Raw genomic sequence first — 14,489 nt, 5'->3', positions numbered from 1 at the left:
TTATTGCCCCTTGCGTCGACGCATCATGCCTTCCTGTGCCACGCTGGCCACAAGCTCGCCTTGCCGGTTGAAGATGCGGCCGCGGTTGAAGCCGCGGCCACCACCACTCCACGGTGCATCGGTGGCGTAGAGGAGCCATTCGTCGGCGCGCGCGGGACGGTGGAACCAGATGGCATGATCGAGGCTGGCGCCGACTAATTCGCCGCGCATCCAGCTAAGCCCGTGCGGCAGCGCACTGGTGCCCAGCAGCGTGTAATCGCTGGCATAGGCGATCACGGCGCGGTGCAGCGCCGGGTTCTCATCGATCGAAGGGAGCGGCGCGACAGTGCGGAACCAGCTATGCGCGCGCGGCTCGCGCGGTTCGCTGTTCATCCAGTGCAACCGGTCTACCGTCCGCATGTCGATCGGGCGCGGACGCAGGACCAGATTGCGCTGCGCCTCACTCATCTTGTCGCCCGCGCTTTCCACCAACTTGTGGCGCGTTTCCATGTCGCTCTTGAGATCCTCGGGAGGTGTGACATCGGGCATCGTCACATCGTCATGTGCCAGCCCGTCTTCGGGGCGCTGGAAGCTGGCGGTCAGATTGAGGATCGGGCGCGGCTTGCCATCCTCGTCTGTCTGGCTGGCGACCACGCGCCGATTGGCAAAGCTGCGGCCATCGAAATCGCGCGCGGTGGCATAATCGATATCCACCCCTTCCTTGCCGCCGCGCAGGAAGTAGGCATGCAGCGAATGCGCTTCGAGACCGTCGGGGGCGGTTGCCTGAGCGGCCTGAAGCGCTTGCGCGATGACCTGTCCGCCGAACACACGACCTATGCCATCGGGTTGCATGCGACCGGTGAAGGCATCGTCGCTCTCGCGTGATACGGTGAGCAGGCGGATAAAGCCCGCCACGAGTTCCTCGGCTGTCTGTACTCTTCCCATGATTGCGGCATGGCGGAAGCCTTACGTTAACGTCAAGGGCAAGTACGCAGGCGTCGGCGAGGAATTCTCTTTCGCTGTAAAGCTTTGCGCGAGAGTGCGCGCGGCGGTTCCCTTCAGCCGCGCATCCACAAGGGGCTCAGGAGTGCAGCCAATATGGCCGGACGCACCAGCAGTACATCGATCATTTCCGCATCGGGCCGGGCGCCCATGCCTTCCTTGTAGCCCGCATCGCCCAGTCCCCAGTCGATCCGTTCGATGCCGCGTTCATAAGCGGCTTCGAAATCGGCATAGAGCAGTACGCGGCCCGGGCTGAACTTTGCAAAGGCCTGATCGTAGCCATTCGCGATGCAATAGCGCATCGGCCCGCTATCGAGCCCGAAGGTGAAGGCGATCGGCCGGTCCGCAACCGACATGATCATGCCGTGGATCATGCGGGCGAGATCCGGATCGGCACAGATGCCTTCCCAGAAGCGCCGCATCGCCGGATCGGCGAATTTGGTGTCGCCACCCTGTTCAAGCTGGCCGACCCAGGACCGGCGCTCGATCTCGGCGATCGCGTCGCGGTCTTCCGTTAGCCAGTCACTGCCGGTAAAGCTGCGTATCGCGACTGGTCCGTCCTTTTCGATCTGCCTGACCCGCCAGCGGTTCTTCTGCGCGCCCCGCGAGGACGGCCACGTCCCTCGCTCCTTGAGCGTCTTGAGGTCGATCTCGAAAATCTGCCCGACCGCGCGTTCGAGCGTACGCCAGCCAGCCGCGCGTGCACCATCCAGCAACTTGCGCGCCTCCGGGTCGTCGGCACGCAGCGGACCGATGCGCCAGATGCGGCCGATCTCGCTACGGAGAGCACGAAGGGCTCGCGCGAGGCTTTCTCTGCTGGCCCGCGACGCCAATGGTATACCGCGAAAGGGCCAGTAAGAACCTGCGACCTGTTTGACAGATAGCGGACCAATCCTGCGATGGTCGAACGCGAGGCCGGCCAATGGCGCGTCCTCATTATCGCGCGCAATTAAGACCCTGTCGGCGGGGGTATCCCCGGCCGCAAACCATGCACCGCGCAGAAAGCCGCGCTCGGCAGGTCCTTCCTGCGCGAGCGTATCCAGCGCGAACGTTTCCGGACAGGCGGGTGCAGCCTCGGTCATCGCGTCAGCCGAAAACTCCGGTCGCCTTGCGCCATGCGCGGAAAGCGAGGGATTTGACCTGATTATTTGCCGGCCAGCGGCCAGGAGCGCGCGGTGACACGCCCAATTTGCGGACCAGGCCATTGAAGCAGCGCGAACCCGCTTCGGCATAGCTCCATTCGCTGCGCCAGGTGATCGAAAGCGAAAGCGAAGGGGCAGGGCCGTTCCGCACGAAATGGGGCGCCATCACCGGGACGTAGACGGCTTCGCCGGGCTCGATCGCGAAGGGCGTACCGCCTGCGAGCAAGGCATCGTCCCACGGCAGTTCGCGGGGACCGCCCAAGTGGTAGCTCTCGTGCACTTCATCGGGGGCATAGCGCGGATTGCCCGCGGGGAACTGCGTCATCACCTTGCTGCCCTGCAACTGCAGCAGGATGTTGTGCTCGGGGTCGAAATGGTATGGCGTGACCGCATTGGGGCTGGAGATGAACACGAAGCCCTGCGGCGTCAGCAGCTCGCCGGTCGTCGCTTCGATCCGAGGGCGCAATTCTTCCAGCAGCGCCATAAGCAACGCCTGATAATCTGGCACCTGTTCGATGTTCTTGAGCACGGCCCAGCTCTGGCTCGTGGCGATCTGGCGGATGGTTTCGCCGATGCTCAGACCATTGCTGCCGGGTTTCCCATCGATCCCGATCGGCAGGTCGCCACGATTGTACTCGATCGACTTCGCGGGAAGCGCTTCGCCCAGCGAAGCCAGTGCATCGAGCGAGAAGCGTTCGTCCGCCTCCAGCGCGTGACGCAGTACATGCGGCGTCTCGGGATAGCCTTTGGCGAAGGCGACAAGCGATTCGGACGGGAAGACCCGTTGCGCTGCGGCAGCAATGGCAGGATTGTGCTTGGTCATTGGCGTCTTTGCGTCCTGTAAATCTCGAGCGCGATCAAACCGGCTCCCACAGCGCGGCGCAGCGCGCCGCCTATTGCCACCGAAAGCAGGGCGATCTCGCGACGATCGGGCCAGATCTGGCCGATCATGGGATGATCGGGCGCGGCACAACTGTCCGACATCACGATTTCGTCATGTTCGAGGATGGCGAGGTTTTCCACCTGCAGCAGCATGCCCGGCGACAGCTTGGCCAGATCGGCTGCATAGGCGGTCTTGAACCCGAAGCCTTGTGATCCGGAGAGAAAGCTGCTGAGCATGGCGACCGGGCGGCCGTCGAGGTGGAAGGCAAGCCGTTCGAGCTTTCCGGCCCGTGCCGCACCCTCGAGGCTTTCACGAAACAGCGCCTCGGTTGCAGGCGCGCTGGCGAGCGCGGAACCCTGCTCGCCTTTCCAGCTCGACGCTTCCAGCGTGAGGAATTCGTCGATCCAGGGCGTGAGGTCGGTCGCGTCCGATTGCCGGGAGAAGACCAGTGTGCCCGCTTCTTCCAGCCGCCGCCGTTTGCGCTGCAATTCCTTGCGCCGTTTCCGCTCCAAGGCCTGACGCAGATGCTCTTGCGGCGTCGGTCCGCGATGAAGCGCGGCGCGCTCGATCGCCTGCACCATCCGTGCGCTGCGCCCATCTCGGCCCGCGGCCGTGGAGATCGCGTCGAAGGCTAGCCCGTCGCGGGGCAGGCCAGACAGGCTGAGAAACAGTGCCTGCTGCGGATTGCTGTCGCACCAGCCAAGCAATGCTCGTGCAAAAGCATCGGCATGCTCGGCCACCACCAGCGGCTCGCCGCAAAATATGTTGGGATGCTGCCAATTCGTCAGATGCGGGAGGGGGAGGCCGTAATAGCGCGGTTTGCGTGCCAGTGGCATCAGGGCGACGAGATTTCCGCCCACGACCAGCGTGGCAAGACGTGCCTCACCCCCGGGATCGAAGTGCCGGAACGAAGGCGTGAGATACCATCGTTCATAGAATGGGTTGGGGACTGCGCAGGATGCCGCGAGCCGGTCCCAATGCGCGTCGAGCACCGGGCCAAGCGCGTCAGGCCAAGGCCGAACGCTGAAGCCGTCCGCCAGCGGCGCTTCGGCAGGCGCTGCGCGCTGGGCGGATCCGCCAGGGGCGACAAGCTGTTCAAGATGCGACACGCAATCCCTCCATGCCGCAAAGACATAGCGCCAAGGCGCTTAAAGACGGTTAACCCGCCGCAAGGAAAGGGCGGCGGAACCGTTCTGGTCCCGCCGCCCCCTTCATGTCGAGAGTGATCAGCCCGCCGCGAGCGCTGCCAGCAGCAGCAAGGCGACGATATTGGTGATCTTGATCATCGGGTTCACCGCAGGACCGGCCGTATCCTTGTACGGATCGCCCACCGTGTCGCCGGTGACCGCGGCCTTGTGGGCTTCGCTGCCCTTGCCGCCGTGGTTGCCGTCCTCGATGTACTTCTTCGCATTGTCCCATGCGCCGCCGCCGGCGGTCATGGAGAGGGCAACGAAGATCCCGCCGACGATCACCCCGAGCAGAAGCGCACCGACTGCCGCGAAAGCGTTTTCCTGACCCGCGAGCAGGTTGATCGCGAAATAGACCACGATCGGCGCCAGCAACGGCAGCAGCGAGGGCAGGATCATTTCCTTGATCGCCGCCTTGGTCACGAGGTCCACCGTCTTGGCATAGTTCGGCTTGCTGGTGCCGGCCATGATGCCCGGATCGGCAGCGAACTGTTCGCGCACGTCGACCACCACGTCGCCCGCGGCGCGGCCCACCGCGGTCATGCCCATCGCCCCGAACAGATAGGGCAGCAACGCCCCCAGCAGGAGACCGACGATGACGTAGGGGTTCTCGAGGCTGAAATCGACATCGGCCTCGGGAAACAGCTTCGCCAGATCGGTGGTGTAGGCGGCGAACAGCACCAGCGCGCCGAGGCCCGCCGAACCGATCGCATAGCCCTTGGTCACGGCCTTGGTCGTGTTGCCCACCGCATCGAGCATGTCGGTCTTCTCGCGAACGCTGTCGTCGAGACCCGCCATTTCCGCGATGCCGCCGGCATTGTCGGTCACGGGGCCATAGGCGTCGAGCGCGACCACCATGCCCGCCAGTGCCAGCATGGCTGTGGCGGCATACGCAATCCCCATGAGCCCGGCGAGCTGGAAGGTCGCGATGATGCCGGCGACAATCACCAGCGTGGGCAGGGCGGTCGATTCGAGACTGATAGCGAGGCCTTGGATCACATTGGTACCATGGCCCGTCTCCGAACTCTTGGCGATCGAGCGCACCGGACGGTAATTGGTGCCCGTGTAATATTCGGTGATCCAGATGATCAGGCCGGTGATGGCGAGACCGATGATCGAACACAGGAACAGGTCCATCCCGGTGAAGCCGATCACCTGCTCGGCAGTGCCTTCCTCGGCCAATGGTGCGCCGGTATCGACCCCGGCCACGCTGCCTCCGATCTCGACACCCATTCCGCCGAGGGCATAGCTGATGACAAAATAGATCAGCGGGATCGCCAGCACCGCGGAAATGAGGAAGCCCTTGTACATTGCCCCCATGACATTGGTGCTGCCCTTGCCGAGCTTGACGAAGTAGGTCCCGATGATGCTGGTGACGATGCACGCGCCGCCGATAAGCAGGGGCAGCGCCATCATCGGCATGAACAGTTCGCCCAGCGCAGATCCGAACAGGATCGCGGTCAGAACCATGGTGACACCTACGGTGACGACATAGGTCTCGAAGAGGTCTGCCGCCATCCCGGCGCAATCGCCGACATTGTCGCCGACATTGTCCGCGATCACCGCGGGGTTGCGCGGATCGTCCTCGGGGATGCCTGCTTCGACCTTGCCGACGAGATCGGCGCCGACGTCGGCGGCCTTGGTGAAGATCCCGCCGCCGAGACGCGCGAAGATCGAGATGAGCGAGGCGCCGAAGGCGAGGCCGACGAGGCCGTAGACCACTTCGTCGCTATCGGCGGCATAGCCGGCCGGGCCGACAAGGTACCAGAAGAACACCGCGATCGAGAGCAGCGCGAGACCTGCCACCAGCATGCCGGTGATCGCCCCGGCACGAAAGGCGAGGGTAAGACCCTGTTGCAGCCCGCTCTGTGCGGCGGCAGCGGTGCGGACGTTGGAGCGCACCGAGATGTTCATCCCGATGAAGCCGGCGACACCCGAAAGGATCGCGCCGATGACGAAGCCGATTGCCGGCATGGTGCCCAGAAACAAGAACACCAGCACGGCGACGCCGACGCCGACGATACCGATGGTCGTGTATTGGCGCTTGAGATAGGCCTGCGCGCCTTCCTGGATCGCGCTGGCGATTTCCTGCATCTTTTCATTGCCGGCACCGGAGCTCAGTACCTGGCGGCTGGTGACGAAGCCGTACACGACGGCCAGAAGTCCCAGCACAATTGCTATGAGAACTAGGTCCACGAAATTCCCCCTCCCGCTATGTTTATATGTTTTGGCGAACCGGCGCGGGAAACGCCGGAACGGGGAAGAGGTATAGGGGCTTCTATTGCGTGGCAAGACCCCGGCGCGCAGCATTGAAATCGTGTACTTGGCCGCATGCGCAAGTAATCAATGACGGTAACCCAGAACCTCGTCTTCGGCGGGGGGGCGACCGTCAAGCCAGACCCCTGCCGGACCTTCGCATACGGTGCCGATCCGTGCTGCTTCGATCGGAATTTTCACTTCCTCGGGGACCGTGAACAGCAATTGGTAGTCGTCGCCCCAGCGCATGCATTCGTCGGCCCGCCCCCGGTCGGCCACCGGGACCCGCGCACTGTCGATTTCGAACCGGGTGCTACTGGCATGCGCCATCCGGCTCGCATCGAGCAGGAGGCCGTCGGACACGTCCATCATGGCAGTGACGAGCGGGGCGAGTGCGCAGCCCTCGGCCAGCAGGGGGCGCGGCTGGCGGTAGGCGAGATCGTCGTCGCTTCCCGATCCGCGATCGTGCAGTCCCAGCATGGCGCGGCCCAGCGTGCCCGTGACGTATATTGCATCGCCGGGGCGGGCGCCGCGGCGGTCGGGGACGGGGGTATGCGTCGCGCGTCCGATCGCAGTGCATCCCCATACGCGGCGGCCCTCTGCGCGGACCGTATCCCCCCCAAGCAGCGGCACCCCGAATGCCTCGATCACGGTACGCAATCCGGCGAGGAAGCGCTCGTCTGCTTCACCCAGCATATGCGAAACCAGCAGACCCATGGGCGCAGCGCCCTTCGCGGCAAGGTCGGACAGGTTAACCGCGATCAGTTTCCACGCGATATCGGCCGGATCCTCGTCCCCGCGGACATGAACCCCCTGGACCAGCGTGTCGTGAGTTATCACCAACGTGTCATCGCCGAGGGCAAGGACAGCTGCATCGTCTTCCAGGCCGCGGGCGGCGGGATCCTTTGCCAGCGCCTGCAACGCGGCGACAAAGTCGCTTTCGTTCAGCGCCCCGCCTCTTTGGCGATCGCGTCGAGGATGCCGTTTACGAACTTGGCTTCGCGGTCGTCGAAGAAGGCCTTGGCAACATCGACATATTCGCTGATCGCGCTGGCCTTGGGAACGTCGGGACGTGCCAGAAGCTCGTATGCGCCCGCCCGGAGGATCTGGAGCATTGTCTTGTCCAGCCGCGCCAGCGTCCAGCCATCGGCCAGCCGACCGGTCAGCTTTTCGTCGATCTCGGCGCGGCGCGCGTCGACCCCGGCAACAATGTCGTCGAAGAAGTCGACATCGGCTTCGGCATATTCCTCGTCCTCGATCACGCGACCGAGGCGGTACTGGTGGAATTCATTCAGCAACTTCGCGAGGGCAGTGCCCTCCATCTGCTGCTGGTAGAGCGCCTGCACCGCGCCGAGGCGGGCGGCACTGCGCGCTTGGGATTTGGGGTTCTGGCTCATTTCAGTCTCGTGGAAATCGACAGGGCATGCGCGGGAAGGCCTTCGGCTTCGGCCAGCCGGACCGCTGCCGGGCCGATCGCGGCGAGCGCCGCGGCCGAAGCGTCGATGAAGCTGGTGCGCTTCATGAAATCGAGCACCGACAAGCCACTGGCGAAGCGGGCGCGGCGGCCGGTGGGAAGGACGTGATTGGGGCCGGCAATGTAATCGCCGACAGCTTCGGGCGTGTGGCGTCCCATGAAGACGCTGCCCGCGTGGCGCATCGCGTCGAACAGCGGCTGCGGTTCGTCGACCATCAGTTCGACATGCTCAGCCGCGAGCCGGTCGGACAGGGCCGGGGCTTCGGCGAGGTCGTCAACCACGACCATCAGTCCGTGCGCTTCCCAGCTTGCCTTTGCCGTCTTGGCGGTGGGCAGCTTCATCAACGCAAGGTCGATTGCGTCCTCGACCTGCCGGGCAAGTGCTTCGCTGTCGGTGATCAGGATCGACTGGCTGGTCGGGTCGTGCTCGGCCTGGCTGAGCAGGTCCGCCGCGATCCATTCGGGGTCGTTGTTGCCATCGGCGATCACGAGAATCTCGCTCGGCCCGGCAACCATATCGATCCCGACCACGCCATAAAGCTGGCGCTTGGCCTCGGCGACCCAGGCATTCCCCGGCCCGGCAATGACATCGACCTTGGCGATGCGCTTCGTACCATAGGCAAGCGCGGCAACCGCCTGTGCGCCGCCGACACGCCAGATCTCGTCGACGCCCGCGATGTGCGCTGCGGCCAGCACCAGCGGGTTGACCTCGCCCTTGGGCGTCGGCGTGGTCACAACCAAGCGCTGGACACCTGCAACCTTGGCGGGAATGGCATTCATCAGCAGCGAAGAGGGATAGGCCGCGCGTCCACCGGGAACGTAGAGTCCCGCCGCGTCGACTGCATTCCAGCGGGCACCGAGCCGCATGCCGATGTCGTCGACATAATCGCGATCAGCGGGCAGCTGCCCTTCGTGATAGGCACGAATACGACCCGCGGCTGTCTCGAGCGCATCGCGGAGATCCGAATCGAGCGCCTCGTATGCGGCGCGGCATTCGGCCAGATCGATCCGCCAGTCGGCGTCCTGCGACAGGCCATGGCTGTCGAAACGGGCGGTGTAATCGGCCAGCGCATCGTCGCCGCGCTCGCGCACTTCGTTGATGATCGCGGTGACATCGCGTCCGACCTGTACGTCGCTTTCGCGCCGGTCGCGCACGATCCGACCGAAAGCGGTCTCGAAATCCGCCTGCGAGCTGCGGAGCATGCGCATCATGCAACCTCTCGTGCGGCGGCATCGGCGCGAAACGCCTCGACCAGCGCGGCAACGCGCGGATCGGTCTTGAGCGCGGCGCGATTGACGATGAGCCGGGCGGAGATGTCGAGGATGCGGCTGGTTTCGACCAGCCCGTTCTCGCGCAGCGTGGTTCCGGTCGACACCAGATCGACGATGCGTCCTGCGAGGCCCAGCGCGGGCGCGATTTCCATCGCGCCGTTGAGCTTCACGCATTCGGCCTGAATGCCCTGCCGCTCGAAATGGCGGCGGGTCAGGTTGGGATATTTCGTCGCGACGCGCAGGTGGCTTGCGCCATCGACGCTTTCCGCACCCTCGCGCGGCTCGGCAACGGACAGGTGGCAGTGCCCGATGTCGAGATCGACCGGGGCATAGAGATCCGCATAGTCGAACTCCTCGATCACGTCGGATCCCACTATCCCCATCTGCGCTGCGCCATGCGCGACGAAGGTTGCCACATCGAAGGCACGCACGCGGATCAGGTGCATGTCGTCGCGCGTGGTGGCGAAGGTCAGCGAGCGGTTGGCCTTGTCGTGGAAGCCCGCCTCGGGCACCACGCCGGCGCGTGCCATCACGGGCAGCGCCTCGTCGAGGATGCGGCCCTTGGGAACGGCGAAGGTCAGGCGATCGTTCATGGGGTGCGCAGATAGGCAGCAGGGGGCCAAAGGGCAATGCCGATCGACAAGGCACAATATGTCGCGACCGATCCGGGGGCCTGTGGGCCCGACGCGGTGGCGCGCGCATTCGAGAACCAGGTCGCCTATTGCCGCGACAATGGCGCGCCCATCACCGCGCTGGTGTGCGATGCGTTGCGCCAGTTGCTCGATACCGAACGCGGGGGCGCGGTCATGCGGCGCGTGCGCCGCTGGGCCGGGCCTGCGCTGGCCGATGCGCTGCCATTGCGTGTCGCCGGCGGGCTACACGCGTTGCATCTTGCCGGCGAGGAACCCGCACTGGCCCCGATCTATGAAGGGCTTGGCCCGACCCATGGCGCCGAATTGATCGCCGATGCGATCGAGCGGCACGAGCCCTATCTGATGCCGTGGCTCGACGGGCCGCCCCAGACCAATGAGGCAGGGCGGTCGGCCAATTTTGCTGCCGCTTTCCTGTGGCTGGTCGATCAGGGATTGCCCGCCGATTTCGAATTGATGGAGATCGGATCGAGCGCGGGGATAAATCTGATGATGCGCCGCTATCGCTATGAACTGGGCGGCGTGTCGGCCGGTCCGGCCACATCGCGCATGAAGCTCGTGCCTGAGTGGCGCGGCGACCCACCCCCCGCGCGAACATTCGACATAGTCGATGCACGAGGGTGCGATGTCGCACCGGTCGATCTCACCGATCCAGCACAGGCGCTGCGCCTGAAAGCCTATATCTGGCCCGAGTTTACCGAACGCTTCGCAAGGATGGACGCGGCGATCGATGCCGCGAACAGCTTCCCGCCCGAGATTGCGCGGATGCGAGCCGTGGACTTCCTCCAGCGACAGCTCGGAAAGCCTCATAAGGAGGGCGCCACGCGCGTGCTGATGCATTCGGTGGTCTGGCAATACATTCCCGCCGAGGAGCGCGAGCGCATAACCTCGCTGATGGAGGATGCAGGTGCAAGGGCGACGGCGGATGCGCCGCTCGCCTGGGTCAGCCTCGAGGCCAATCGCGACACGCATCGCCACGAACTGTCGGTCCGGTACTGGCCCGGCGGGGAAGAGTGGCGCCAACTCGCCACTGCGCATCCCCATGGCGCGTGGATCGAATGGTCCGGCTGATCAGCCGGTGCGGGACAGGAAGTCTTCCATCGCAGAATTGAACTGCTCGGGCGCCTCCCACTGGACGAAATGACCGCAGCCCGGGACCTGGACGATTTCGAGATGCTCCACTTTCTCTTCCAGCCCGTCGAGATTGGCCGGCGGCAGGGCGGCATCATCCATCGCCCAGATGACCAGTGTTTCCATGCCGAGCTTCGGCAGCGGGAAATCCTGATAGTCCGCAGGAAGGTCGTAGGGCGCGTCGAGATCGAGCACTTCCATCGGGCTGGCGCGGTAGTAATTGAGCATGCCGATCGCGGCATCGGGGTCGGACCAGTCCTCGAGAAGCGCTGCCTGTTCCTCGGGCTCCATCGTGACGGTAAGGTCTCCGGTGAACACTTTCATCAGCAGTGCACCGAGACCGTGCTTGCGCACCAGCGTGTCATTGGCGGGATCACGGAACTCGCGAAAGTACTGGCTCGCCTCGCGTTGCTGGCGATTGGTGTAGAGCAGTCGCGGAAAGATCACCGGATGCGGCGCATTGGCGATGATCGCGCGCGTCACGCGGCCGTTGGCCATTCCGGCATAGGCGACGCCCCAGGCGATCGCGCCGCCCCAATCGTGGCCGACGATGGTGAAGGTTTCGACCCCCAGCGCGTCGGCCATTAGGAAAACGTCACCGACGAGCTTGTCGGGCGTATAGGCCTCGACCTCCTGCGGCTTGGACGATCCGCGATAGCCGCGCTGGTCGGGCGCGATGCAGCGATATCGATCTGAAAAGCGCGCGATCTGGTTGCGCCACGTGCGATGGCTTTCGGGAAATCCGTGCAGGAAGATCAGTACCGGCGCATCGCGCGGCCCCTCGTCGACCACATCGAGTTCGATGCCATTGGCCAGCGCAACCCGCTGCTGGGCAAGCGCCATGATCAGCTCTCCGCCTTCATCTTGTCCATATACCCCGCGGCGACCATGCCCGCGACCTGGTCGAGCAATTGGTCCTGGGTGCGGCGCAGTTCGCCCATCGCTTCTTCCATGCCCTCAGCGACGATGATCTCGCGCTGGTTGGCCGCGACCGCATCGATAATCCGCCTGGCCGCCTCGTCGGGGGCAATGCCGTTGTCGATCACCTTGTCGCTACGTCCGCGCTTGCTGCCATCGGCGGTCAGCGCGTTGCGGCTGACATCGGTGGCGACCGATCCGGGGCAGACGACATGCACTGAAATGCCCTGCTGCGACAGTTCGGCGCGCAGCGCGTCGGCATATCCCACCAGCCCGAACTTGGCCGCGCAATAGGCGGTGCGCATGGGCACGCCGACTTTGCCCGCGATCGAGCTGATGAACAGCAGATGCCCGCTGCCCCGCGCGGTGACGTGCGGCAGCAGCGCCTGCGTCGCCGCGATCTGTGCGGTGAGGTCGATGTCGATGATCTCGCGATAGACCGCCATGTCGGTATCCACCGCCGCGCTGCGTTGCGATACACCGGCGTTGGCGACGAAGATATCGACCCCGTCCCGCCAGCCGATCGCTTTCTCGGTCGCAGCGAGCATCGCCTCGTCATCGCGGACATCGAAGGGCAGGACCAGCGTATCGGTCGCGATGTCGCCAGCCACTGCGGCCAATCTGCCTTCGTCGCGGCCCGACAGGATGATGCGTGCGCCGCGAGCGGCCCATTCGCGCGCGAGCGCCGCGCCGATCCCGCTGCTAGCCCCGGTAATCCACGCGGTCTTGCCTTCGAAACTCATATGTCCTCCCTCAAGGATAGGTTACCGTCTTGGGCGTGCCTTGGGGCAGGGGAATATGTTCCTCCTCGTCGCCCGGGACCACCGGAAAGCGGCCTGCACGCCAATCGCTCTTGGCCTGGTTGATGCGTTCGCGGCTCGAACTGACGAAGTTCCACCAAGCATGGCGTTCGCTGGTGAAGGCTTCTCCGCCGAGCAGCATCACGCGCGCGCCCGTACGGCTTTCGAGCGTCATGTCACGCCCGGGTTGCAGCACCGCAAGTTCATACAGCCGCAGCGGGTGGCCATCGACGGAGGCTTCTCCGCCCACCAGCATGACCGCGCGTTCGTCGGCGTCTTCCTCCAGCGGGATCGCACCGCCGGCGCCGAGCATGATCTCGGCATAGATCGTGTGCGCATGCGTGGTGGTGGGAGCGCGTTCACCCCACAATTCTCCCATGATCACGATCGCCTTCGCGCGCCCGTCCTCGACAATCGGCAAGTTCTTCACTGCCTCGAATGCGGGATCGATCTCCTCGCGCCCGTCGGGAAGAGCGAGCCAGGTCTGCATGCCGTAGAGCTTCGGACCCGCCCGTCGCTTTTCTGCCGGCGAGCGTTCCGAATGGACGATGCCGCGACCCGCAGTCATCAGGTTTACCTGTCCCGGGCGAATGGTCGAGAACGTGCCGAGGCTGTCGCGGTGGTCGATCGCGCCCTCGAACAGCCAGGTTACGGTGGCGAGGTTGATATGCGGATGCGGGCGAACGTCCATCCCGCCGCCCAGATCGAGCTGCGCGGGGCCGAACTGATCGACGAAGATGAAGGGTCCGACCATGCTGCGCGCCTTCGCGGGCAGCACACGTCGGACCTGGAACTGGCCGAGATCGTGCGTGGTCGGGGTGAGGACCTGATCGATCTGGCTCATTGTCGCTGTCCCTACTAGCTTGTCGGTGCCGAAGCCTGGATGGCGAGTGCGTGCACCCGTTCGCCGGGGATGTCACCCAGAGCCCGGTTGACCATGCGCTGGCGTTCGAGCCGCGACTTGTCTGCGAAGGCGGGCGCCTCGATCACGACGGTAAAATGCGATTCGCCGCTGCCATCGTCGCCCGAATGTCCGGCGTGCTTGGCGCTATCGTTGATGACGTCGAGCCGGGTAGGGCTGAACGCCTCTTTCAAAAGTCGTTCCATTTCCTGCTGAACGGGTCCTGCCACGAGGTCGAATCTCCTTGTCCGGGGTTTTCTTAGCGTGTTTCGCTCCCCATCCTAGAACGAATGCGCCAGACAAAGTTTCACGGACGATACGAAGACACCGGGCGAGAATGCGCCCACCCGCGGTGTAGCGAGCCGGGCGAATTCCGCGCGCCGGGCGGGCAGGGGCACGGTTTCGACGGGCCGGGCGAATGGCGTTGGCTATGCCTGGAACATGTCCGCGAATTCAACGCAGGCTATGACTGGTTCGAAGGCATGAGCGCAGAGGAAGTTTTCGCCGCACAATCGCCCGCGTCGGGCTGGCGTACCGAGAGCCCCAGTTTTCGCCCGACTGCGGGTGTCGACGGCATGCCGCGATGGAGCGATTTCGACGATCCGCTCGATGCGATTTCGGCGCGCGCCAGCGGCATAAAGAGCCGCGCCCGGCGCGAAGCGGAAATGGCGATGGACGGGCGGTTCAGTCGCGAGGAGGCCGAAGCGCTTGAGACAATGGGGCTTGGACTGGACACGGATCGCAAGGGGTTGAGGCGGCGATACTCGGAACTGGTGCGCCGTTATCACCCCGACCGCAATGGCGGGAACCGGCAATATGAAACGCGGCTCAACCGCGTGGTGGAAGCTTACCAGACGCTGCGCAAGGCGCGTGCTCTCGCGTGACGTCAGGCCG

At 64.7% G+C, this 14,489-nt stretch carries 15 protein-coding genes; 2 read left to right on the top strand and 13 right to left on the bottom strand.

The window, feature by feature from the left end; genetic code table 11:
* From FHS69_RS05280 to hisG, 9 genes are all read right to left on the bottom strand, one after another.
* Nucleotides 1–924: an acyl-CoA thioesterase gene (locus tag FHS69_RS05280; protein ID WP_166776799.1), complete on the bottom strand. Its 924-nt coding sequence runs from the start codon at nucleotides 922–924 to the stop codon at nucleotides 1–3.
* A gap of 113 nt (nucleotides 925–1,037) precedes the next feature.
* On the bottom strand, nucleotides 1,038–2,063 hold the full coding sequence (locus FHS69_RS05275) for a GNAT family N-acetyltransferase (RefSeq protein ID WP_166776798.1): 1,026 nt from the start codon (nucleotides 2,061–2,063) through the stop codon (nucleotides 1,038–1,040).
* 4 nt (nucleotides 2,064–2,067) lie between these two features.
* On the bottom strand, nucleotides 2,068–2,946 hold the full coding sequence (locus FHS69_RS05270; RefSeq protein WP_208380087.1) for a cupin domain-containing protein: 879 nt from the start codon (nucleotides 2,944–2,946) through the stop codon (nucleotides 2,068–2,070).
* A complete protein-coding gene (locus FHS69_RS13945) occupies nucleotides 2,943–4,115 on the bottom strand; it encodes a GNAT family N-acetyltransferase (protein WP_166776797.1) in 1,173 nt (390 codons plus the stop codon). Before FHS69_RS13945 ends, FHS69_RS05270 begins: the two co-directional genes overlap by 4 nt.
* A 117-nt stretch (nucleotides 4,116–4,232) precedes the next feature.
* Nucleotides 4,233–6,389 (bottom strand): sodium-translocating pyrophosphatase, encoded by a 2,157-nt coding sequence (locus tag FHS69_RS05260; RefSeq protein WP_166776796.1) that lies wholly within the window; start codon nucleotides 6,387–6,389, stop codon nucleotides 4,233–4,235.
* 147 nt (nucleotides 6,390–6,536) lie between these two features.
* Nucleotides 6,537–7,397, bottom strand: coding sequence for a thiamine-phosphate kinase (gene thiL, locus FHS69_RS05255; protein WP_279588314.1), 861 nt, complete (start codon nucleotides 7,395–7,397; stop codon nucleotides 6,537–6,539).
* Entirely contained in the window at nucleotides 7,394–7,846 is a 453-nt protein-coding gene (gene nusB / locus FHS69_RS05250; RefSeq protein WP_166776794.1) for a transcription antitermination factor NusB, read from the bottom strand. Before nusB ends, thiL begins: the two co-directional genes overlap by 4 nt.
* Nucleotides 7,843–9,132, bottom strand: a complete 1,290-nt coding sequence (gene hisD, locus FHS69_RS05245; protein WP_166777070.1) for a histidinol dehydrogenase — start codon at nucleotides 9,130–9,132, stop codon at nucleotides 7,843–7,845. Before hisD ends, nusB begins: the two co-directional genes overlap by 4 nt.
* Nucleotides 9,132–9,788 (bottom strand): ATP phosphoribosyltransferase, encoded by a 657-nt coding sequence (gene hisG / locus FHS69_RS05240; RefSeq protein ID WP_166776793.1) that lies wholly within the window; start codon nucleotides 9,786–9,788, stop codon nucleotides 9,132–9,134. The genes hisD and hisG overlap by 1 nt, the downstream gene beginning before the upstream one ends.
* 36 nt (nucleotides 9,789–9,824) lie before the next feature.
* On the opposite strand from hisG, the gene FHS69_RS05235 reads away from it, so the two are divergent.
* The gene (locus tag FHS69_RS05235; protein ID WP_166776792.1) at nucleotides 9,825–10,916 is read left to right on the top strand and encodes a DUF2332 domain-containing protein; all 1,092 of its coding nucleotides are present in this window, start codon (nucleotides 9,825–9,827) and stop codon (nucleotides 10,914–10,916) included.
* Here the strand turns inward: FHS69_RS05235 and FHS69_RS05230 are convergent, their stop codons facing one another.
* The 4 genes from FHS69_RS05230 to FHS69_RS05215 are packed head-to-tail and all read right to left on the bottom strand — an operon-like array spanning nucleotide 10,917 to nucleotide 13,825.
* The gene (locus tag FHS69_RS05230) at nucleotides 10,917–11,819 is read right to left on the bottom strand and encodes an alpha/beta fold hydrolase (RefSeq protein ID WP_166776791.1); all 903 of its coding nucleotides are present in this window, start codon (nucleotides 11,817–11,819) and stop codon (nucleotides 10,917–10,919) included.
* Nucleotides 11,820–11,821: 2 nt separating this feature from the next.
* The gene (locus tag FHS69_RS05225) at nucleotides 11,822–12,637 is read right to left on the bottom strand and encodes an SDR family NAD(P)-dependent oxidoreductase (protein ID WP_166776790.1); all 816 of its coding nucleotides are present in this window, start codon (nucleotides 12,635–12,637) and stop codon (nucleotides 11,822–11,824) included.
* 10 nt (nucleotides 12,638–12,647) lie between these two features.
* The gene (locus FHS69_RS05220) at nucleotides 12,648–13,538 is read right to left on the bottom strand and encodes a pirin family protein (RefSeq protein ID WP_166776789.1); all 891 of its coding nucleotides are present in this window, start codon (nucleotides 13,536–13,538) and stop codon (nucleotides 12,648–12,650) included.
* A 14-nt stretch (nucleotides 13,539–13,552) separates the two neighbouring features.
* Nucleotides 13,553–13,825 (bottom strand): BolA family protein, encoded by a 273-nt coding sequence (locus tag FHS69_RS05215; RefSeq protein WP_067469451.1) that lies wholly within the window; start codon nucleotides 13,823–13,825, stop codon nucleotides 13,553–13,555.
* 60 nt (nucleotides 13,826–13,885) lie between these two features.
* On the opposite strand from FHS69_RS05215, the gene FHS69_RS05210 reads away from it, so the two are divergent.
* The gene (locus tag FHS69_RS05210) at nucleotides 13,886–14,479 is read left to right on the top strand and encodes a J domain-containing protein (protein WP_166776788.1); all 594 of its coding nucleotides are present in this window, start codon (nucleotides 13,886–13,888) and stop codon (nucleotides 14,477–14,479) included.
* Nucleotides 14,480–14,489 lie beyond the last annotated feature (10 nt).

Origin of the sequence: Qipengyuania flava, from assembly GCF_011762005.1 — a bacterium.
GTDB classification, from domain to species: Bacteria; Pseudomonadota; Alphaproteobacteria; order Sphingomonadales; family Sphingomonadaceae; genus Qipengyuania; species Qipengyuania flava.
Note: the sequence above shows the minus strand (reverse complement) of the source record. Positions and strands in the feature narration are given on the sequence as shown.

Excerpts from the sequence above, each read along its gene's own strand:
- FHS69_RS05235 (WP_166776792.1), top strand. The coding sequence starts at position 9,825 with ATGCCGATCGACAAGGCACAATATGTCGCGACCGATCCGGGGGCCTGT.
- FHS69_RS05220 (WP_166776789.1), bottom strand. The coding sequence starts at position 13,538 with ATGAGCCAGATCGATCAGGTCCTCACCCCGACCACGCACGATCTCGGC.
- hisG (WP_166776793.1), bottom strand. The coding sequence starts at position 9,788 with ATGAACGATCGCCTGACCTTCGCCGTTCCCAAGGGCCGCATCCTCGAC.
- FHS69_RS05230 (WP_166776791.1), bottom strand. The coding sequence starts at position 11,819 with ATGGCGCTTGCCCAGCAGCGGGTTGCGCTGGCCAATGGCATCGAACTC.
- FHS69_RS05275 (WP_166776798.1), bottom strand. The coding sequence starts at position 2,063 with ATGACCGAGGCTGCACCCGCCTGTCCGGAAACGTTCGCGCTGGATACG.
- FHS69_RS05225 (WP_166776790.1), bottom strand. The coding sequence starts at position 12,637 with ATGAGTTTCGAAGGCAAGACCGCGTGGATTACCGGGGCTAGCAGCGGG.
- nusB (WP_166776794.1), bottom strand. The coding sequence starts at position 7,846 with ATGAGCCAGAACCCCAAATCCCAAGCGCGCAGTGCCGCCCGCCTCGGC.
- FHS69_RS05270 (WP_208380087.1), bottom strand. The coding sequence starts at position 2,946 with ATGACCAAGCACAATCCTGCCATTGCTGCCGCAGCGCAACGGGTCTTC.
- FHS69_RS05280 (WP_166776799.1), bottom strand. The coding sequence starts at position 924 with ATGGGAAGAGTACAGACAGCCGAGGAACTCGTGGCGGGCTTTATCCGC.
- hisD (WP_166777070.1), bottom strand. The coding sequence starts at position 9,132 with ATGCGCATGCTCCGCAGCTCGCAGGCGGATTTCGAGACCGCTTTCGGT.
- FHS69_RS05210 (WP_166776788.1), top strand. The coding sequence starts at position 13,886 with ATGCGCCAGACAAAGTTTCACGGACGATACGAAGACACCGGGCGAGAA.